This window comes from Campylobacter sp. (assembly GCF_020024835.1).
Classification (GTDB): domain Bacteria; phylum Campylobacterota; class Campylobacteria; order Campylobacterales; family Campylobacteraceae; genus Campylobacter_D.
In genome coordinates this window covers 17,226-29,946 of sequence record NZ_JAHHTD010000013.1, presented here as the reverse complement: position 1 = coordinate 29,946, position 12,721 = coordinate 17,226, and the positions used below count along the sequence as shown (strand labels likewise).

The following is a 12,721-nucleotide window of genomic DNA, read 5'->3' as shown; positions in this document are numbered from 1 at the left end:
AACTGGTGTTAAAAAAGATAATTTTAAAGCAGTAGAATATTTTGAAAAAGCTTGTGAGCTAGATAATGGTAGAGGTTGTTATAATATTGGTATTATGTATGAAAATGGAAAAGGTGTCAAAAAAGATATTCCTAAAGCTTTAGAATATTTTGGTAAGACTTGTGATTTAAGAATTGATAAAGGTTGTCAAGCTTACGCAAGGCTTAAAAGATAAATTTGGATTAAATATGCAAATTACACAAATTTTAGATGAGCTAAAACAACAAGATAATTTTAGAATTTTACGCTCATTAAAGCATAAAGGAAAATATGTCATTTATAACGATCAAAAATTGCTAAATTTAGCGGGTAATGATTATTTAAATTTAAGCAATGAAAAAGCATTAAAACAGGATTTTTTAATACATTTAAAAGAATTTGAATTTTCTAGTTCAAGCTCAAGAAGCTTGAGTGGAAATTTTGAAATTTTTACAGAATTTGAAAGCTTTTTAGAGGCTAAATTTAGTAAAAAAGTCCTGCATTTTAATAGTGGATATAGCTTAAATACAAGTTGTTTGCAAGCTTTAGCAAGTATTAAAAATACTTTATTTTTAGCAGATAAGCAAGTGCATGCAAGTATCATCGATGGCTTAAGGCTTGGTGGGGCTAAATTTATGAGGTTTAAACATAATGATATAAAGCATTTGCAAAGCTTAGTGCAAAAATACCATAAAGAATTTGAAAATATCATCATCATAAGCGAAGCTTTATTTAGTATGGATGGAGATTTTGCACCTATAAAGGAATTTGTAAAATTAAAAAAAGAGTTTAAAAATATAAAAATTTATATTGATGAAGCTCATAGCATAGGGTGTTTTGGAGATGATGGTTTGGGTTATGTGAAATTTTTAGGCTTAGAAAAGGAAATAGATTTTTTAGTTTTTACTTTTGGTAAGGCTATAGCTTCTATGGGAGCTTGTATGATAAGTGATGAAAAGGATTTTTTTATCAATAAAGCCAGAGCTTTTATATATTCAACTGCTATTGCACCGATAAATGTAGCTTGGACTTTGCATATTTTTAAACATTTAAGCGAATTTAAAACACAAAGAAATAAACTTTTTAAATTAAATACTTGGTTTAAAAATGCTTTAGCAAATAAGGGTGAAATTTTAGGTGAAGCTTATATCATCTCTTTAATTTTAGGGAAAAATTCACTAGCAAATAAAATTTCTCAAAAGCTTTTAGAAAATGGTATTTTTGCACCAGCTATTAAAGAGCCATCTGTGGCTAAAAATACCGCTAGAATTCGCTTTTCTTTGCATAGTGGTTTAGTAAAAGAAGATTTAGAAAGGGTTTTAAAAATACTTTGAAAACTTATTTTTTACACAAAAATCAACATTCATCAAATTTAATTTTATTTTTTTCTGGATTTGGCTCGCATTTTAGTCATTTTTCACATTTAAAAAGTGATGAAAATGTTTTGATGATATATGATTATACGAGTTTTGAATTTGATTTTGATTTAAGCAAATTTGAAAAAATCACTCTTATAGCTTTTTCTATGGGAGTTTGTGTGGCAAGTAAAATTTTAAAAGATGTAAAATTTGATAAAAAAATAGCTATAAATGGGACAAATTTACCTATAAATGATGAATTTGGGATTAAAAATTCGATTTTTAAGCTTACGATGAAAAATTTTGATCTTGAAAATTTTAAAGTAAATTTACTAGAAAAAAAGCTTGATTTAAGTGAAAATTTTTATTTTGAAACAACACAATATTTAAAGCAAGAGCTTTTAAGTTTGTATGATTTTTGCATTAAAGATTTAAATGAAAATTTAATTTGGGATAGAGCATTAATTAGCAAAGATGATAAGATATTTCCTTCAAAAAATACTTTAAATTTTTTTAAAGAAAAAGCAAAAATTATTGATGAACCACATTTTGTATTTTTTAAATTTAATTTCTGGGAAGAGCTTTGCAAACTTTTTTAAAAGCAAAAAATACTTATAATTTTAATACCCCCATACAAAAAGCTATGGGAGAGACTTTGTGTCAAATGATAAAGCATAAATTTTCAAGTTTTAATGAAGTGTTTGAATTTGGTTGTGGCACAGGTGAATTTAGTAAAATCTTGCAAAAAAATATAAAATTTCAAAAGTATTTTTTAAATGATATTTTTTTCTTTGAAAATCCTTGCAAATATGATGAATTTGGTATTTTTAATATGAATGAATTACAAAATCATCATTTTTTTTATAAAAAATTTGATCTTATTGCTTCTAATGCTTGTATGCAATGGCTTGATTTTGATAAAGTTGTAAAAAATTTTACTATTATATTTAATAAAAATGGAATTTTACTTTTTTCTACTTTTGGAGAAAAAAATTTTAAGCAGATTAAGCAAAGCACGAATTTGTCATTAGATTATCTTAGTTTAGATCAAATTTCAAAAAAACTCTCTCAAAATTTTAATATTTTAGAAGCTAAAGAAGAGATTATAAATTTAAAATTTAACTCTACTTTGGAACTTTTTAGGCATTTAAAATTAAGCGGAGTAAATGCTTTGCAAAAGAATTTTTTTATAGGAAAAGAATTTTTAAAAAACTATGAAAAAGAATTTCAAAATACCTTGACTTATCATTCTTTATTTTTTATGTGTCAAAAAAATTAATTTTTTATCGTATCTAAGTCGTATTTTATCGCTTCAATATTGTTGTATATTTTTCTTTTATCTTTTTTTATGTAGCTAACTTTTTTTGCTGTATTTTTTATGAGTGAAAATTTGATTTTTATTCCTTTAGATCCGTTTGCATAATGAGCCCACATAAGCTTTTCATAGTTTTTAAGATTGATAGCACTAAAAGAGCAAATGTATTTTGCTTCTTTGAGATTTTTTATATTTTCAAGATCTTTTGCGGTTATTTCTTCATAATAAAACAAACCTTCTTTTGGCATCATTAAGTTTTTCAAAGCTAGGTGCATAAAGATAATTTTCTAGGAAAATTTCTTCTACTTTTTTTGGTAAGATGTATTGACCTTTGCATTCTTGCAAAGCTCTAAATTTATAAAATTTTCTACAATCGTTTTTCATTAAGAACCTTTCTTAGAGCCAAAGAAGCTAGAGTAAGGCCAAATGAAGCTGTTACACCCATAAAGGAACCAAGATTTTTGCAATTTGCTTCTTCATCAGAAAACACTACATCAAAATTTCCTTTAAAACCCGATTTTCTAAGCTCATAGCGGAATTTTTTTGCAAGTGCATCACCATAAGTTTTAAAAATACTTGTTGTTTTTATACGCGTAGGATCTAATTTTCTAGCTCCTCCGGTTGATGAAATAAAAATTTGTTTTTTGAAATTGATTAAATTTGCTAAAGCTACTTTAGCGGGTATATCATCGATCGCATCAATAATTAAATCAAATTCACTCAAATCAAATTCACTCAAAAATTGATCATCAATCTTGCTAACTATACCCTTAACTTTATAAATTCTCTCAAAAACTTTAGCTTTTTCTTCATTTATATTTTCACTATGAATTTGGCGGTTTTGATTTGTGATTTCAAATTTATCAGCATCTATTAAAGTAAGGTTGGTAAAACCACTGCGATATAAAGCATCTACACATATCCCACCAACGCCACCAAGTCCGCAAACTAGAATTTTAGTATTTTGAATTTTGTTAAAATTATCATCATTTATAAGCCATTTTATGCGAGTGTATCTATCCATTTTTTATCCATTTTTTAAGATTTTTTATTTGTTTATGAGCTGTTAAATCAAGCATTATAGGGGTTATGGTTGCATAACCTTTCTTTAAAAGTGCAATGTCAGATTTTTTTTCTTTTTCGTGATTAAGATCTGTGGAGGCTAGCCAATAATACCGCACGCCTCTTGGATTAGTGTTTGAGTGTGCTTTATAATTATAAATTCTTTTTCCTGTTTTGCAAACTTTAATTCCTTTGAATTTTACCTTTGAGGAAGGGAAATTAATATTTAAAAATTCTTTTTTATTTAAAGGAAATTTTTTTTTAAAAATATTTTTAACTATTTTTTTTGTGAGCTTTAAAGCAAGTTTAAAATTTAATTTTTTTTGATTATCTTGATAAAATTGAGACAAAGCAATAGCAGGAATTCCTTGTAAAACTGCTTCCATAGCACCTGCACAAGTGCCTGAATAAGTGATATCTTCACCTATATTAGCCCCTTTGTTAATCCCGCTAATTACAAGATCTGGTAAGCGTTTTTTATAAAAAGTATGCAAAGCAAGATAAATGCAATCAGCAGGAGTGCCATCGTTGAGTTTGTAAAATCGTTTTTTAATTTTATGAAATCTTAAAGGTTTTGTTAAAGTGATAGAATGTGAGCAAGCTGATTTTTCAGTAGCTGGAGCGACTATGGTAATTTTAGCTTTAAATTCTTTTTTTAGCATTTTGATAAGTTTTATAAGCCCTTTACTTTCGTAGCCATCATCATTTGTAATTAAAATTTCTTTCATTGTTATTACTTTGATTTAAATTTAAGAATGTGATTTTAACATCAAGTTTATAAAAAATCTCTTTTTATTTTTAGCTTAGATAAAAATTATGTTTAATTAAAAATAATAATAAATTTTTAATAAAAGTTATATAAAATAAAAAATTTATATAATCATTTTAAAAATAAGCGATTTTTATTGTTAATATAAATAATTTAATACTATAATGCTTAAAAATTTTTAAAGGAGAAAATATGCTAAACCTTTTACTCTTTAGTGCATCATCTTATCAAGATAGTGCGTATTTAAGTCATACAAGAGTGTTTATTGATTCTTTTTTAGAGGAAAATGATGTTTTAAATGAACAAATTCTTTTTATACCTTATGCGAGCATTCGTAGAACTTATGATGAGTATGAAGAAAAAGTAAAACAAGGTTTGCAAAGAAATAACATAAAATCTTTACATAAATTTAATAATGCAAAAGAGGCTATTTTAAATGCTAAAGTAATTATGGTAGGTGGCGGAAATAGTTTTGAGCTTTTAAATCAACTTTATAAAAATGATTTATTAGAAAATATAAGAGAGAGTATTAAAAATGGTGCCTGTTATATAGGCTGGAGTGCTGGATCGAATATAGCAGGAAAGAGCATTAAGACGACAAATGATATGCCTATAGTGATGCCTGAAAGCTTTGATAGTTTAAATCTTTTTCCGCATCAAATAAACCCTCATTTTATAAGCGGTAAGATACAAGGACACAATGGAGAAAGTCGCGAAGAGCGTCTGCAAGAGTATTTGATAATCAATCAAAATGATAAAGTTTATGCTTTACCTGAAGGTTGTGCTTTAAAAATAAAAAACAACACCTTAGAAGTTATAGGTTATAAAGATGTAAAAATTTTTACTTATCCTATGCAAGAGAGTGTTTTAAAACTAAATAAAGAATATACTTATTAAGGAAAATTATGCAAAATTTAACTCAAGATATATATTTGATTATAGCTATTTTAGGAACTTTAGTCGCTGTAGTATTGCTTATTAAAAAGTATGAAACTAAAAGTGTGTTATTTGGCGTTGGTTTTATCTTGTGCTTAGTATCTTTTAAGCCAATAGAAGCGTTAAATGCTTTTACTTTAACTATGACAAAAGCTAGTATTTTAAAGGCAATTTGTGCCAGTATGGGTTTTGCTTTTGTTATGAAATATACAAAATGTGATATGCATTTAGTTAAATTTTTAACTTCTCCGCTTAGAAATTTAGGTTTTTTACTTATACCTATAGCATTTAGTATAACTTTTTTTATTTCTATAGCTATCCCTTCAGCTGCTGGTTGTAGTGCTGCAGTTGGAGCTACCTTGATACCGCTTTTAATGGCTTCAGGTATTAAACCTGCTATGGCAGCAGCTAGTGTTGTAACTGGCACTTTAGGCGGTGTTTTATCACCTGGTACTTCTCACAATAGTATCGTTTCTAGTATGGCAAATGTTTCTATACCAGAAGTTATAAAGGTTCAAATACCAAATTCTATGGTAGCTGGTGGTATAACTTGTATTTGTTTGGTTATTATGGCTTTGATTTTAAAAGATTATAATAAAGGTGTTGTTTATAAAGCAGAGCAAGAAGAAAATAACAATGAAATTGAAAAAGCAAATAAACTTTATGCTTTAATGCCTTTAGTCCCTATAATTTTACTTGTAATAGGTGCTAGTTCTTTGCCACAAAATGAAAATTTTGGTTTTTTATTTGCTTGGACGACAAAGCTTGGTGTTGCTGAAGCTATGCTTTTAGGTGCTATTATAACAATCATTATAACTTGGAGTAAGCCTAGTGATATTTGTAATGAATTTTTTAATGGTATGGGAAAATCTTACGCAAATGTTGTAGGTATTATCATAACAGCCACCGTTTTTGTAACCGGTTTAAAAGCCTGTGGTGCTATTGATGCGGTTATAGAATTTTTGAAAAATGAACAAGATTATGTTAAATTTGGTGGAACTTTTATACCATTTTTAATGGCTGTGGTTACAGGAAGTGGAGATGCACCTGCTATTGCTTTTAATGAATCTATAACTATACACGCTGATAAATTAGGCTTTGATCAAATTAAATTAGGAACTGCAGTTACTATAGCTGGAGTTTTAGGAAGGGTTATGTCTCCTATAATGGCAGCAAATATAATAGTAGCTGGTATAGCTAGAACAAATACTATAGAAATAGTTAAAAGAACTATGCTTGGCTCTATTGTATCTTTGTTTGCTATAGCATTTTTTATGCTTTAAAGTTAATCTTTATAGATTAACTTTTGCTAGCAAGAATGATGATTTCTTGTAAAACTTTGCTTGCTGATTTTAAGGAATTAACAGGCAAATATTCATATATAGAATGAAAATTATGTGCTCCTGTGAATATATTTGGACAAGGCAAGCCTTTTTCAGATAATATAGCACCATCATATCCACCACGCATAGAAATAATTTTTGGTTTTATATTTAAATTATCATAAGCTTTTAAAGCTAATGTTATAGGAATACTCTGAGTGCTTTTTAAGGAATTAAAAACATTTTTATATCTATCACTTAATTTTATATTTATTTTTTCTTCGCCATAAAGTTGTTTAAAGCTATCGCATAAATTTTGTAAAAATTGCATTCTTTGTTGATATTTTTTATCATCAAATTCTCTAACGTCTATTTTTAATATAGTTTTAGCACTATTGCCTTTTAATTCTTTTACCCAAAAATAACCTTCTTTGTTTTCTGTGTATTCTGGTGCTTCTCCATTTGGCAACATAGCAATAAATTTGTGAGCTAATATCAGTGAATTTACGAGTTTTCCTTTAGCATTCATAGGGTGAGCTGATTTGCCAATAAATTCTACTTCACAATCTCCCGCATTCCAATTTTCATATATAAACTCACCTATTCCACAACAATCTAAACAATATCCAAAATCAGCATTTATTTCTTTGATATCAAATGCTTTAGCACCTTTTAATCCTTGCTCTTCATCTGGTAGAAAGCAAGTATAGATATCTCCGTGTTTTATATCTGGGTTTTTAGTAAAAAATTCAAGCATATCCATAATAGCGGCAATAGCTGCTTTATCATCACCGCCTAATAAACTAGTTCCATCTGTATGTATGATATCATCACCTATATAATTTTTTAATTCTTTAAATTCGCTTTCTTTTAAATAAATTTTTAACTCCTCATTTAAACAAATATCTCCACCTTCATAATGAGTAATTTTAGCCTTTGTATCATTGGTTTGTTCCATACTAGTATCTAAGTGAGCAAAAAAAGCTATTTTTGGTAAATTTGGACTATTAGCTGGTAAAACGGCTGTTGTTATTGAATTTTCTCTAACTTTTATATCTTTTAAATTTAGATCTTTTAATTCTTGTGCTAGTAAATTAGCAAGCTCTAGCTCTTTTGGATTTGATGGCATTATCCCTAAAGCCCCATTTTCTTTATTTGTAGTGGTGTTTATCTTTGTGTATCTTAAAAATCTATTTACTATATCCATATTTTTTTCCTTTTATTAATAATTTTTAAATAAATTATGATATTATTTTAAATAAATAATAAAATAACTATAGGTATTTTAGCATGGATAAAACAATGATCACTAAATTTGAAATTAAACAAAATATAAAAATGCAAATTATAAATGAACAGCACAAAGAATTATTTAATTTAGTAGAAAAACTAGATGAAATTTTACAAAAACATATAAGTAGAAAAGAGTTAAAAACTATATTATTTGATTTATTCAATTGCATAAAAAGGCATTTTGAGTATGAAGAAAATTATATGAAAAATATCAATTATCCTTTATTTTATGCTCATAGATTAAAACATAAAAATATATTAAAATCTATGATAAATTTTGTAAGATACGCAAAGACAACAAATGATTTGAAAGAAAAATTATATTTATCGACTAAACAATGGTTATTAGAACACATATATAAAGATGATGTAAAAATTTATGATTTTGCTGATTCAAAAAAACGTAATATTTTTAATTTAAAAAAATCACTGGAAAAAATTTACTTATATACTTGTTCTTGCAGAAATAAAACTTATAGTACCAAATATGATGTTCATAAAAAAATAGCTATGCATTTTATTTCTATAACTTGTCAGTTTTGTAAGCAAAGCATTACATTTCAAAAGGAGCTTGTATAAATTATAATTTAGTTTAAATTATTAGATTTTATATATTTATAGATGATTTAAAAAAATATTTATAAATTAGAAGTTTTGTTTTTATATAATAAATCACTAAAAGTTTAAATTGAGGCATTAAATGAAAACAATAAAACATACCAATTTCACACTTCAAACCATTAAGAAACAATTTAACCAATATCAAGATATTTTAAAAAATTTAGATTTTATTAGTTTTTACAATAATATATCCTTAGAATATAAAAGATAATCAAACTTATTGTGGTGGGAGTAAAAATTTGATAAATATTAAAACAAATCAAATCTTTAGAAAGAATTAAATGAAAAAAATTTTAGTTTGTGCATTAGAACCTTCGGCAAATTTACATTTAAAAGAAGTTTTAAAAGCTTATAGTAGTTTATATGGAGAGTTTGAACTTTTAGGAATTTATGATGAAAATTTATGCAAAGAATTTAATTTAAAAAATAAACCTTTATATAGCTCGCACGAATTTAGTGCTATGGGTTTTATAGAGGTTTTACCACTTATTTTTAAAGCAAAAGAAGCCATTAAAAAACTTGTAAATTTAGCTATGCAAAATGATATAAATACTTTACTTTGTATTGACTCTCCTGCTTTTAATATACCTTTAGCTAAAGCTTTAAATAAAGCAAACGCCAATATAAAAAAGATTTATTATATTTTACCTCAAGTTTGGGCTTGGAAAAAAGGACGGATTCCTATAATAGAAAAAAATTTTGATATTTTAGCTTCTATACTTCCTTTTGATAAAGAATTTTTTAGTAAAAGTATTTATGTGGGACATCCACTTTTAGATGAAATAAAAGAATTTAAAGATAAAAATGATATAAAAAAATTACTTTTTAAAAAAATAGATGAAAAAACAATAGCCTTTTTACCAGGATCAAGAAAAAGTGAGATAAAGCGTTTAATGCCTATTTTTAGAGAATTAAGTGCTAAATTTAAAGGTGAAAAAATACTTTGTATCCCTCCTTTTAATCTTAAAAGATTAGAGCTTTATGGTGATATAAGTGCTTTTAAAATACAAAGCGATACTCCAAAAGTGCTTAAAAAATCTGATTTTGCTTTTATTTGTAGTGGAACTGCTACCTTAGAAGCAGCTTTAGTTGGCACACCTTTTATTTTAGCTTACAAGGCAAAAGCGATTGATATTTTTATAGCAAAACTTTTTGTAAAATTAAAATATATAGGACTTGCAAATATTTTTTTAGATTTTGCAAAAAAAGAGCCATTAAATCCTGAATTTTTACAAGATGAAGTGAGTGTTGAAAAATTATATCAAGCTTTTATTAAATATAATTATAAGGGATTTTTTGATAAGGTAGATTTTTTAAAGGAATATTTGCAATTTGCAAGTGCAAAGAATCTAGCTAAGATTATTTATGAAATTTAAAGAGGTGTAATATGCAAAAAGAACCTATGAGTAAATATGGTTATGAAAAATTAGAAAAAGAATTAGAAAATTTGAAAAAAATTGAGCGTCCAAAGGTAGTTGAGGAAATAGATATAGCAAGGTCTCACGGAGATTTAAAGGAGAATGCAGAATATCACGCAGCAAGGGAAAAACAAGCATTTATAGAGAGCAAAATAGCTGAACTTGGAGATTTAATCTCAAGAGCTCAAATTATAGATCCAAGCTCTTATGAGCACGATAGTGTGAAATTTGGATCGACTATTGTTGTAGAGGATATGGATACTCAAAAGCAAAGTACTTATACTTTAGTAGGTGTAAATGAAGGCAATTTAGATAAAGGTTATATTTCCATAAATTCACCTATAGCTAGAGCTATGCTTGGTAAAAAAGAAGGAGATGATTTTAAAGTGCGTTTGCCAAAGGGTGAAAGTGAATTTGAAATTATTTCTATAAGCTATAAGGCTTTGGAATTTTAATGACACAAAAAACATATTTTGATTTTGTTTTAAGATATCTACCATACATTGCTTTGATTATTGTATTAGATATTATTATTGCATTATGGTGGAGTTATTTTACTTTTCAACGAGAATTTACTGAATGGATATTTTAAAAAATTATAAAAGAGTAGCTAGTTTATATAAAAATGAAGTTACATTTGAAGATAAAATTCCATATATAGTTTTTATCGTAGGTGAAAGCATTTAAAGAAATTATGTGAGTTTGTATGGTTATGAGCTTGATACGACGCTAAGGCTAAAATAACTTGAGCAAACCTTTTATGAGCGATGATTTAATTCATACATTAAGTGCAATTGCTAGAATTTATGTTAAAGATTATGAGAAAGAAAGAGATGTGCTTAATAAAGCATTTAATTTAAAAAGAATTCGATATTTTAATGGTAAAGTTGATTATGATCGAATTTTAAAGAGTGAGAAGTCTAAATATTGATACATATAAAAGAAAATGCTATTTTTATAGCTGATGCTCATGAAAATGAAAGCAGGAAGGGTTTTTGGAAGTTTTTACAAGCTTTAAAAAATAAGGAAATTCAAACAAAACAACTTTTTTTAATGGGCGATATTTTTGATTTATTAGTGTATGAAATACGATCAACTCATAATTTTGCTAAACCTTACATAAGGCTTTTAGAAGAATTAGCTAGTGATATTGAGATTATATATTTAGAAGGAAATCACGATTTTAATTTAAAAAAATTTTTTATCAAAGTGAAAGTTTATGATATAAAAAAACAGCCAATACTTTGCCAATTTGAAGATATAAATCAAACTCGAGTAAAATTAGCACACGGAGATATTTTCTTAAAACCATTTTTGCAATTTTGCTTAAAAAATTTAAGAAATCATTATTTGCTTTGTTTTTTAAATTTTTTAAATTTTATCTGTAAAGAAAAAATTACACGCAAAATTTTAAATTCACAGAATGAAAAAGATCTTGTAAGAAAGATATTTAATTTTGAATTTATTATAAAAGATCGTATAAAAAAATATCAAATAGATTTTATTATAGAAGGTCACTATCATCAAGGTGTATTTTTAAAATTGGATAATATAAAATATTTAAATTTAACTACTTTTGCATATAAGGAAAGTTTTTTTATAGTAAAATACGAGGGAGAAATCAGATTTCATAAAATAGAACTTAAGGAGGCATAATGTTTGATGAGAATGTCATAAAGACAGGTTCAAATGAAATGGAACTTGTTGATTTTCGCATCTTTAAACAAGGCCACGATAGGGTTTATGAAGGAATTTATGGTGTAAATGTTTCTAAAGTTAGAGAAATTATTAAAATTCCTTTTTTGACTGAAATTCCAGGGGTACCTGAATATGTTGAGGGTATTTTTGATCTTCGTGGTGTGGTGATTCCAGTGATAAATCTTGCTAAGTGGATGCAAATAAAGGAGCCAGAAACAACAACTATAAAACCTAGAGTTATTATTACAGAATTTAGCAATGTATTGATTGGGTTTATAGTTCATGAGGCTAAACGAATTCGTAGGATTAATTGGAAAAATATAGAACCAGCCACTTTTGCTACTAGTGCTGGAAGTTTAGATAAAGGTAAAATTACAGGTGTAACCAAAATTGAAGGAGATGAAGTTTTACTTATTTTAGACTTAGAAAGTATAGTTCAAGAGCTTGGAATTTATGCTCCAAATACCAATGTAGATGATTCTAAAATTCAAAAAATTGATGGAATTGCTTTAGCATTAGATGATAGCTTTACTGCTAGAAAACTTGTTAAAGATTTACTTAACAAGACAGGTTTAAAAGTAGTGGAAGCTAAAGATGGTATTGAGGGCTTGCAAAAACTTGAAGAGTTGTATAATACTTATGGTTCAGATTTAAGTAAGCACTTAAAAATCATTGTTAGTGATGTTGAAATGCCACAAATGGATGGATTTCACTTTGCATCTAAAGTAAGAGAAGATGAAAGATATAAAAATATACCTATAATTTTCAATTCTTCATTATCTAATGAATTTATGAGTGAAAAAGGTGTTAAAGAAGCTGGTGGTGAAGGATATTTAGTTAAATTCAATGCGAGTGATTTTTTTACTGAAATTGCTCGTGTTATCGCAAAACATGAAAAGGGTGAGGAGTAA

General features: G+C 26.7%; 19 protein-coding genes. 14 read left to right on the top strand and 5 right to left on the bottom strand.

Features of this window, described 5'->3' with window-relative positions; translation table 11 throughout:
• The 4 genes from QZ429_RS03620 to QZ429_RS03605 all read left to right on the top strand — a co-directional run.
• The coding region (locus QZ429_RS03620; protein ID WP_291951219.1) for a tetratricopeptide repeat protein at nt 1–214 on the top strand (214 nt) is incomplete at its 5' end.
• Between the two features lie 13 nt (nt 215–227).
• Nucleotides 228–1,352 (top strand): pyridoxal phosphate-dependent aminotransferase family protein, encoded by a 1,125-nt coding sequence (locus tag QZ429_RS03615; protein ID WP_291951217.1) that lies wholly within the window; start codon nt 228–230, stop codon nt 1,350–1,352.
• Nucleotides 1,349–1,975 carry a pimeloyl-ACP methyl esterase BioG family protein gene (locus QZ429_RS03610; RefSeq protein ID WP_291951214.1) on the top strand — a complete coding sequence of 209 codons (627 nt, stop codon included), beginning with the start codon at nt 1,349–1,351 and terminating at the stop codon, nt 1,973–1,975. Before QZ429_RS03615 ends, QZ429_RS03610 begins: the two co-directional genes overlap by 4 nt.
• Nucleotides 1,960–2,655: a methyltransferase domain-containing protein gene (locus QZ429_RS03605; RefSeq protein WP_291951212.1), complete on the top strand. Its 696-nt coding sequence runs from the start codon at nt 1,960–1,962 to the stop codon at nt 2,653–2,655. The genes QZ429_RS03610 and QZ429_RS03605 overlap by 16 nt, the downstream gene beginning before the upstream one ends.
• On the opposite strand, the gene QZ429_RS03600 is transcribed toward QZ429_RS03605, so the two are convergent.
• The 4 genes from QZ429_RS03600 to surE are packed head-to-tail and all read right to left on the bottom strand — an operon-like array spanning nt 2,652 to nt 4,481.
• On the bottom strand, nt 2,652–2,942 hold the full coding sequence (locus QZ429_RS03600; RefSeq protein WP_291951209.1) for a hypothetical protein: 291 nt from the start codon (nt 2,940–2,942) through the stop codon (nt 2,652–2,654). The two genes, QZ429_RS03605 and QZ429_RS03600, sit on opposite strands and share 4 nt — an antisense overlap.
• The gene (locus QZ429_RS03595) at nt 2,911–3,075 is read right to left on the bottom strand and encodes a hypothetical protein (RefSeq protein WP_291951206.1); all 165 of its coding nucleotides are present in this window, start codon (nt 3,073–3,075) and stop codon (nt 2,911–2,913) included. Before QZ429_RS03595 ends, QZ429_RS03600 begins: the two co-directional genes overlap by 32 nt.
• Entirely contained in the window at nt 3,059–3,715 is a 657-nt protein-coding gene (locus QZ429_RS03590) for a ThiF family adenylyltransferase (RefSeq protein ID WP_291951203.1), read from the bottom strand. The genes QZ429_RS03595 and QZ429_RS03590 overlap by 17 nt, the downstream gene beginning before the upstream one ends.
• The gene (gene surE / locus QZ429_RS03585; protein ID WP_291951201.1) at nt 3,708–4,481 is read right to left on the bottom strand and encodes a 5'/3'-nucleotidase SurE; all 774 of its coding nucleotides are present in this window, start codon (nt 4,479–4,481) and stop codon (nt 3,708–3,710) included. Before surE ends, QZ429_RS03590 begins: the two co-directional genes overlap by 8 nt.
• A gap of 233 nt (nt 4,482–4,714) precedes the next feature.
• Here surE and pepE point away from each other — a divergent pair, with 233 nt between their 5' ends.
• Nucleotides 4,715–5,419 carry a dipeptidase PepE gene (gene pepE / locus QZ429_RS03580; protein WP_291951198.1) on the top strand — a complete coding sequence of 235 codons (705 nt, stop codon included), beginning with the start codon at nt 4,715–4,717 and terminating at the stop codon, nt 5,417–5,419.
• Between the two features lie 8 nt (nt 5,420–5,427).
• Nucleotides 5,428–6,741, top strand: coding sequence for a C4-dicarboxylate transporter DcuC (gene dcuC, locus QZ429_RS03575; protein ID WP_291951195.1), 1,314 nt, complete (start codon nt 5,428–5,430; stop codon nt 6,739–6,741).
• A gap of 16 nt (nt 6,742–6,757) precedes the next feature.
• Here the strand turns inward: dcuC and pepT are convergent, their stop codons facing one another.
• Complete coding sequence (pepT, locus tag QZ429_RS03570) at nt 6,758–7,987, bottom strand: peptidase T (protein WP_291951192.1); 1,230 nt, start codon at nt 7,985–7,987, stop codon at nt 6,758–6,760.
• Between the two features lie 83 nt (nt 7,988–8,070).
• On the opposite strand from pepT, the gene QZ429_RS03565 reads away from it, so the two are divergent.
• The 8 genes from QZ429_RS03565 (at nt 8,071) to QZ429_RS03530 (ending at nt 12,721) form a co-directional block, all read left to right on the top strand.
• Nucleotides 8,071–8,652: a hemerythrin family protein gene (locus QZ429_RS03565; protein ID WP_291951189.1), complete on the top strand. Its 582-nt coding sequence runs from the start codon at nt 8,071–8,073 to the stop codon at nt 8,650–8,652.
• Between the two features lie 121 nt (nt 8,653–8,773).
• On the top strand, nt 8,774–8,905 hold the full coding sequence (locus QZ429_RS03560; protein ID WP_291951186.1) for a hypothetical protein: 132 nt from the start codon (nt 8,774–8,776) through the stop codon (nt 8,903–8,905).
• Between the two features lie 70 nt (nt 8,906–8,975).
• Nucleotides 8,976–10,070, top strand: coding sequence for a lipid-A-disaccharide synthase (gene lpxB / locus QZ429_RS03555; RefSeq protein WP_291951184.1), 1,095 nt, complete (start codon nt 8,976–8,978; stop codon nt 10,068–10,070).
• Between the two features lie 11 nt (nt 10,071–10,081).
• On the top strand, nt 10,082–10,567 hold the full coding sequence (greA, locus tag QZ429_RS03550) for a transcription elongation factor GreA (protein WP_291951181.1): 486 nt from the start codon (nt 10,082–10,084) through the stop codon (nt 10,565–10,567).
• Nucleotides 10,567–10,704, top strand: coding sequence for a hypothetical protein (locus QZ429_RS03545; protein WP_291951178.1), 138 nt, complete (start codon nt 10,567–10,569; stop codon nt 10,702–10,704). Before greA ends, QZ429_RS03545 begins: the two co-directional genes overlap by 1 nt.
• A 168-nt stretch (nt 10,705–10,872) precedes the next feature.
• The gene (locus QZ429_RS03540; RefSeq protein WP_291951174.1) at nt 10,873–11,043 is read left to right on the top strand and encodes a hypothetical protein; all 171 of its coding nucleotides are present in this window, start codon (nt 10,873–10,875) and stop codon (nt 11,041–11,043) included.
• The gene (locus QZ429_RS03535) at nt 11,040–11,768 is read left to right on the top strand and encodes a metallophosphoesterase (RefSeq protein ID WP_291951173.1); all 729 of its coding nucleotides are present in this window, start codon (nt 11,040–11,042) and stop codon (nt 11,766–11,768) included. Before QZ429_RS03540 ends, QZ429_RS03535 begins: the two co-directional genes overlap by 4 nt.
• On the top strand, nt 11,768–12,721 hold the full coding sequence (locus QZ429_RS03530) for a chemotaxis protein (protein ID WP_291951170.1): 954 nt from the start codon (nt 11,768–11,770) through the stop codon (nt 12,719–12,721). Before QZ429_RS03535 ends, QZ429_RS03530 begins: the two co-directional genes overlap by 1 nt.

Coding starts and splice junctions, on each gene's coding strand:
- lpxB (WP_291951184.1), top strand. CDS start 8,976: ATGAAAAAAATTTTAGTTTGTGCATTAGAACCTTCGGCAAATTTACAT.
- QZ429_RS03590 (WP_291951203.1), bottom strand. CDS start 3,715: ATGGATAGATACACTCGCATAAAATGGCTTATAAATGATGATAATTTT.
- dcuC (WP_291951195.1), top strand. CDS start 5,428: ATGCAAAATTTAACTCAAGATATATATTTGATTATAGCTATTTTAGGA.
- QZ429_RS03595 (WP_291951206.1), bottom strand. CDS start 3,075: ATGAAAAACGATTGTAGAAAATTTTATAAATTTAGAGCTTTGCAAGAA.
- QZ429_RS03565 (WP_291951189.1), top strand. CDS start 8,071: ATGGATAAAACAATGATCACTAAATTTGAAATTAAACAAAATATAAAA.
- QZ429_RS03600 (WP_291951209.1), bottom strand. CDS start 2,942: ATGATGCCAAAAGAAGGTTTGTTTTATTATGAAGAAATAACCGCAAAA.
- greA (WP_291951181.1), top strand. CDS start 10,082: ATGCAAAAAGAACCTATGAGTAAATATGGTTATGAAAAATTAGAAAAA.
- QZ429_RS03530 (WP_291951170.1), top strand. CDS start 11,768: ATGTTTGATGAGAATGTCATAAAGACAGGTTCAAATGAAATGGAACTT.
- pepT (WP_291951192.1), bottom strand. CDS start 7,987: ATGGATATAGTAAATAGATTTTTAAGATACACAAAGATAAACACCACT.
- surE (WP_291951201.1), bottom strand. CDS start 4,481: ATGAAAGAAATTTTAATTACAAATGATGATGGCTACGAAAGTAAAGGG.
- QZ429_RS03560 (WP_291951186.1), top strand. CDS start 8,774: ATGAAAACAATAAAACATACCAATTTCACACTTCAAACCATTAAGAAA.
- QZ429_RS03545 (WP_291951178.1), top strand. CDS start 10,567: ATGACACAAAAAACATATTTTGATTTTGTTTTAAGATATCTACCATAC.
- pepE (WP_291951198.1), top strand. CDS start 4,715: ATGCTAAACCTTTTACTCTTTAGTGCATCATCTTATCAAGATAGTGCG.
- QZ429_RS03540 (WP_291951174.1), top strand. CDS start 10,873: ATGAGCGATGATTTAATTCATACATTAAGTGCAATTGCTAGAATTTAT.
- QZ429_RS03615 (WP_291951217.1), top strand. CDS start 228: ATGCAAATTACACAAATTTTAGATGAGCTAAAACAACAAGATAATTTT.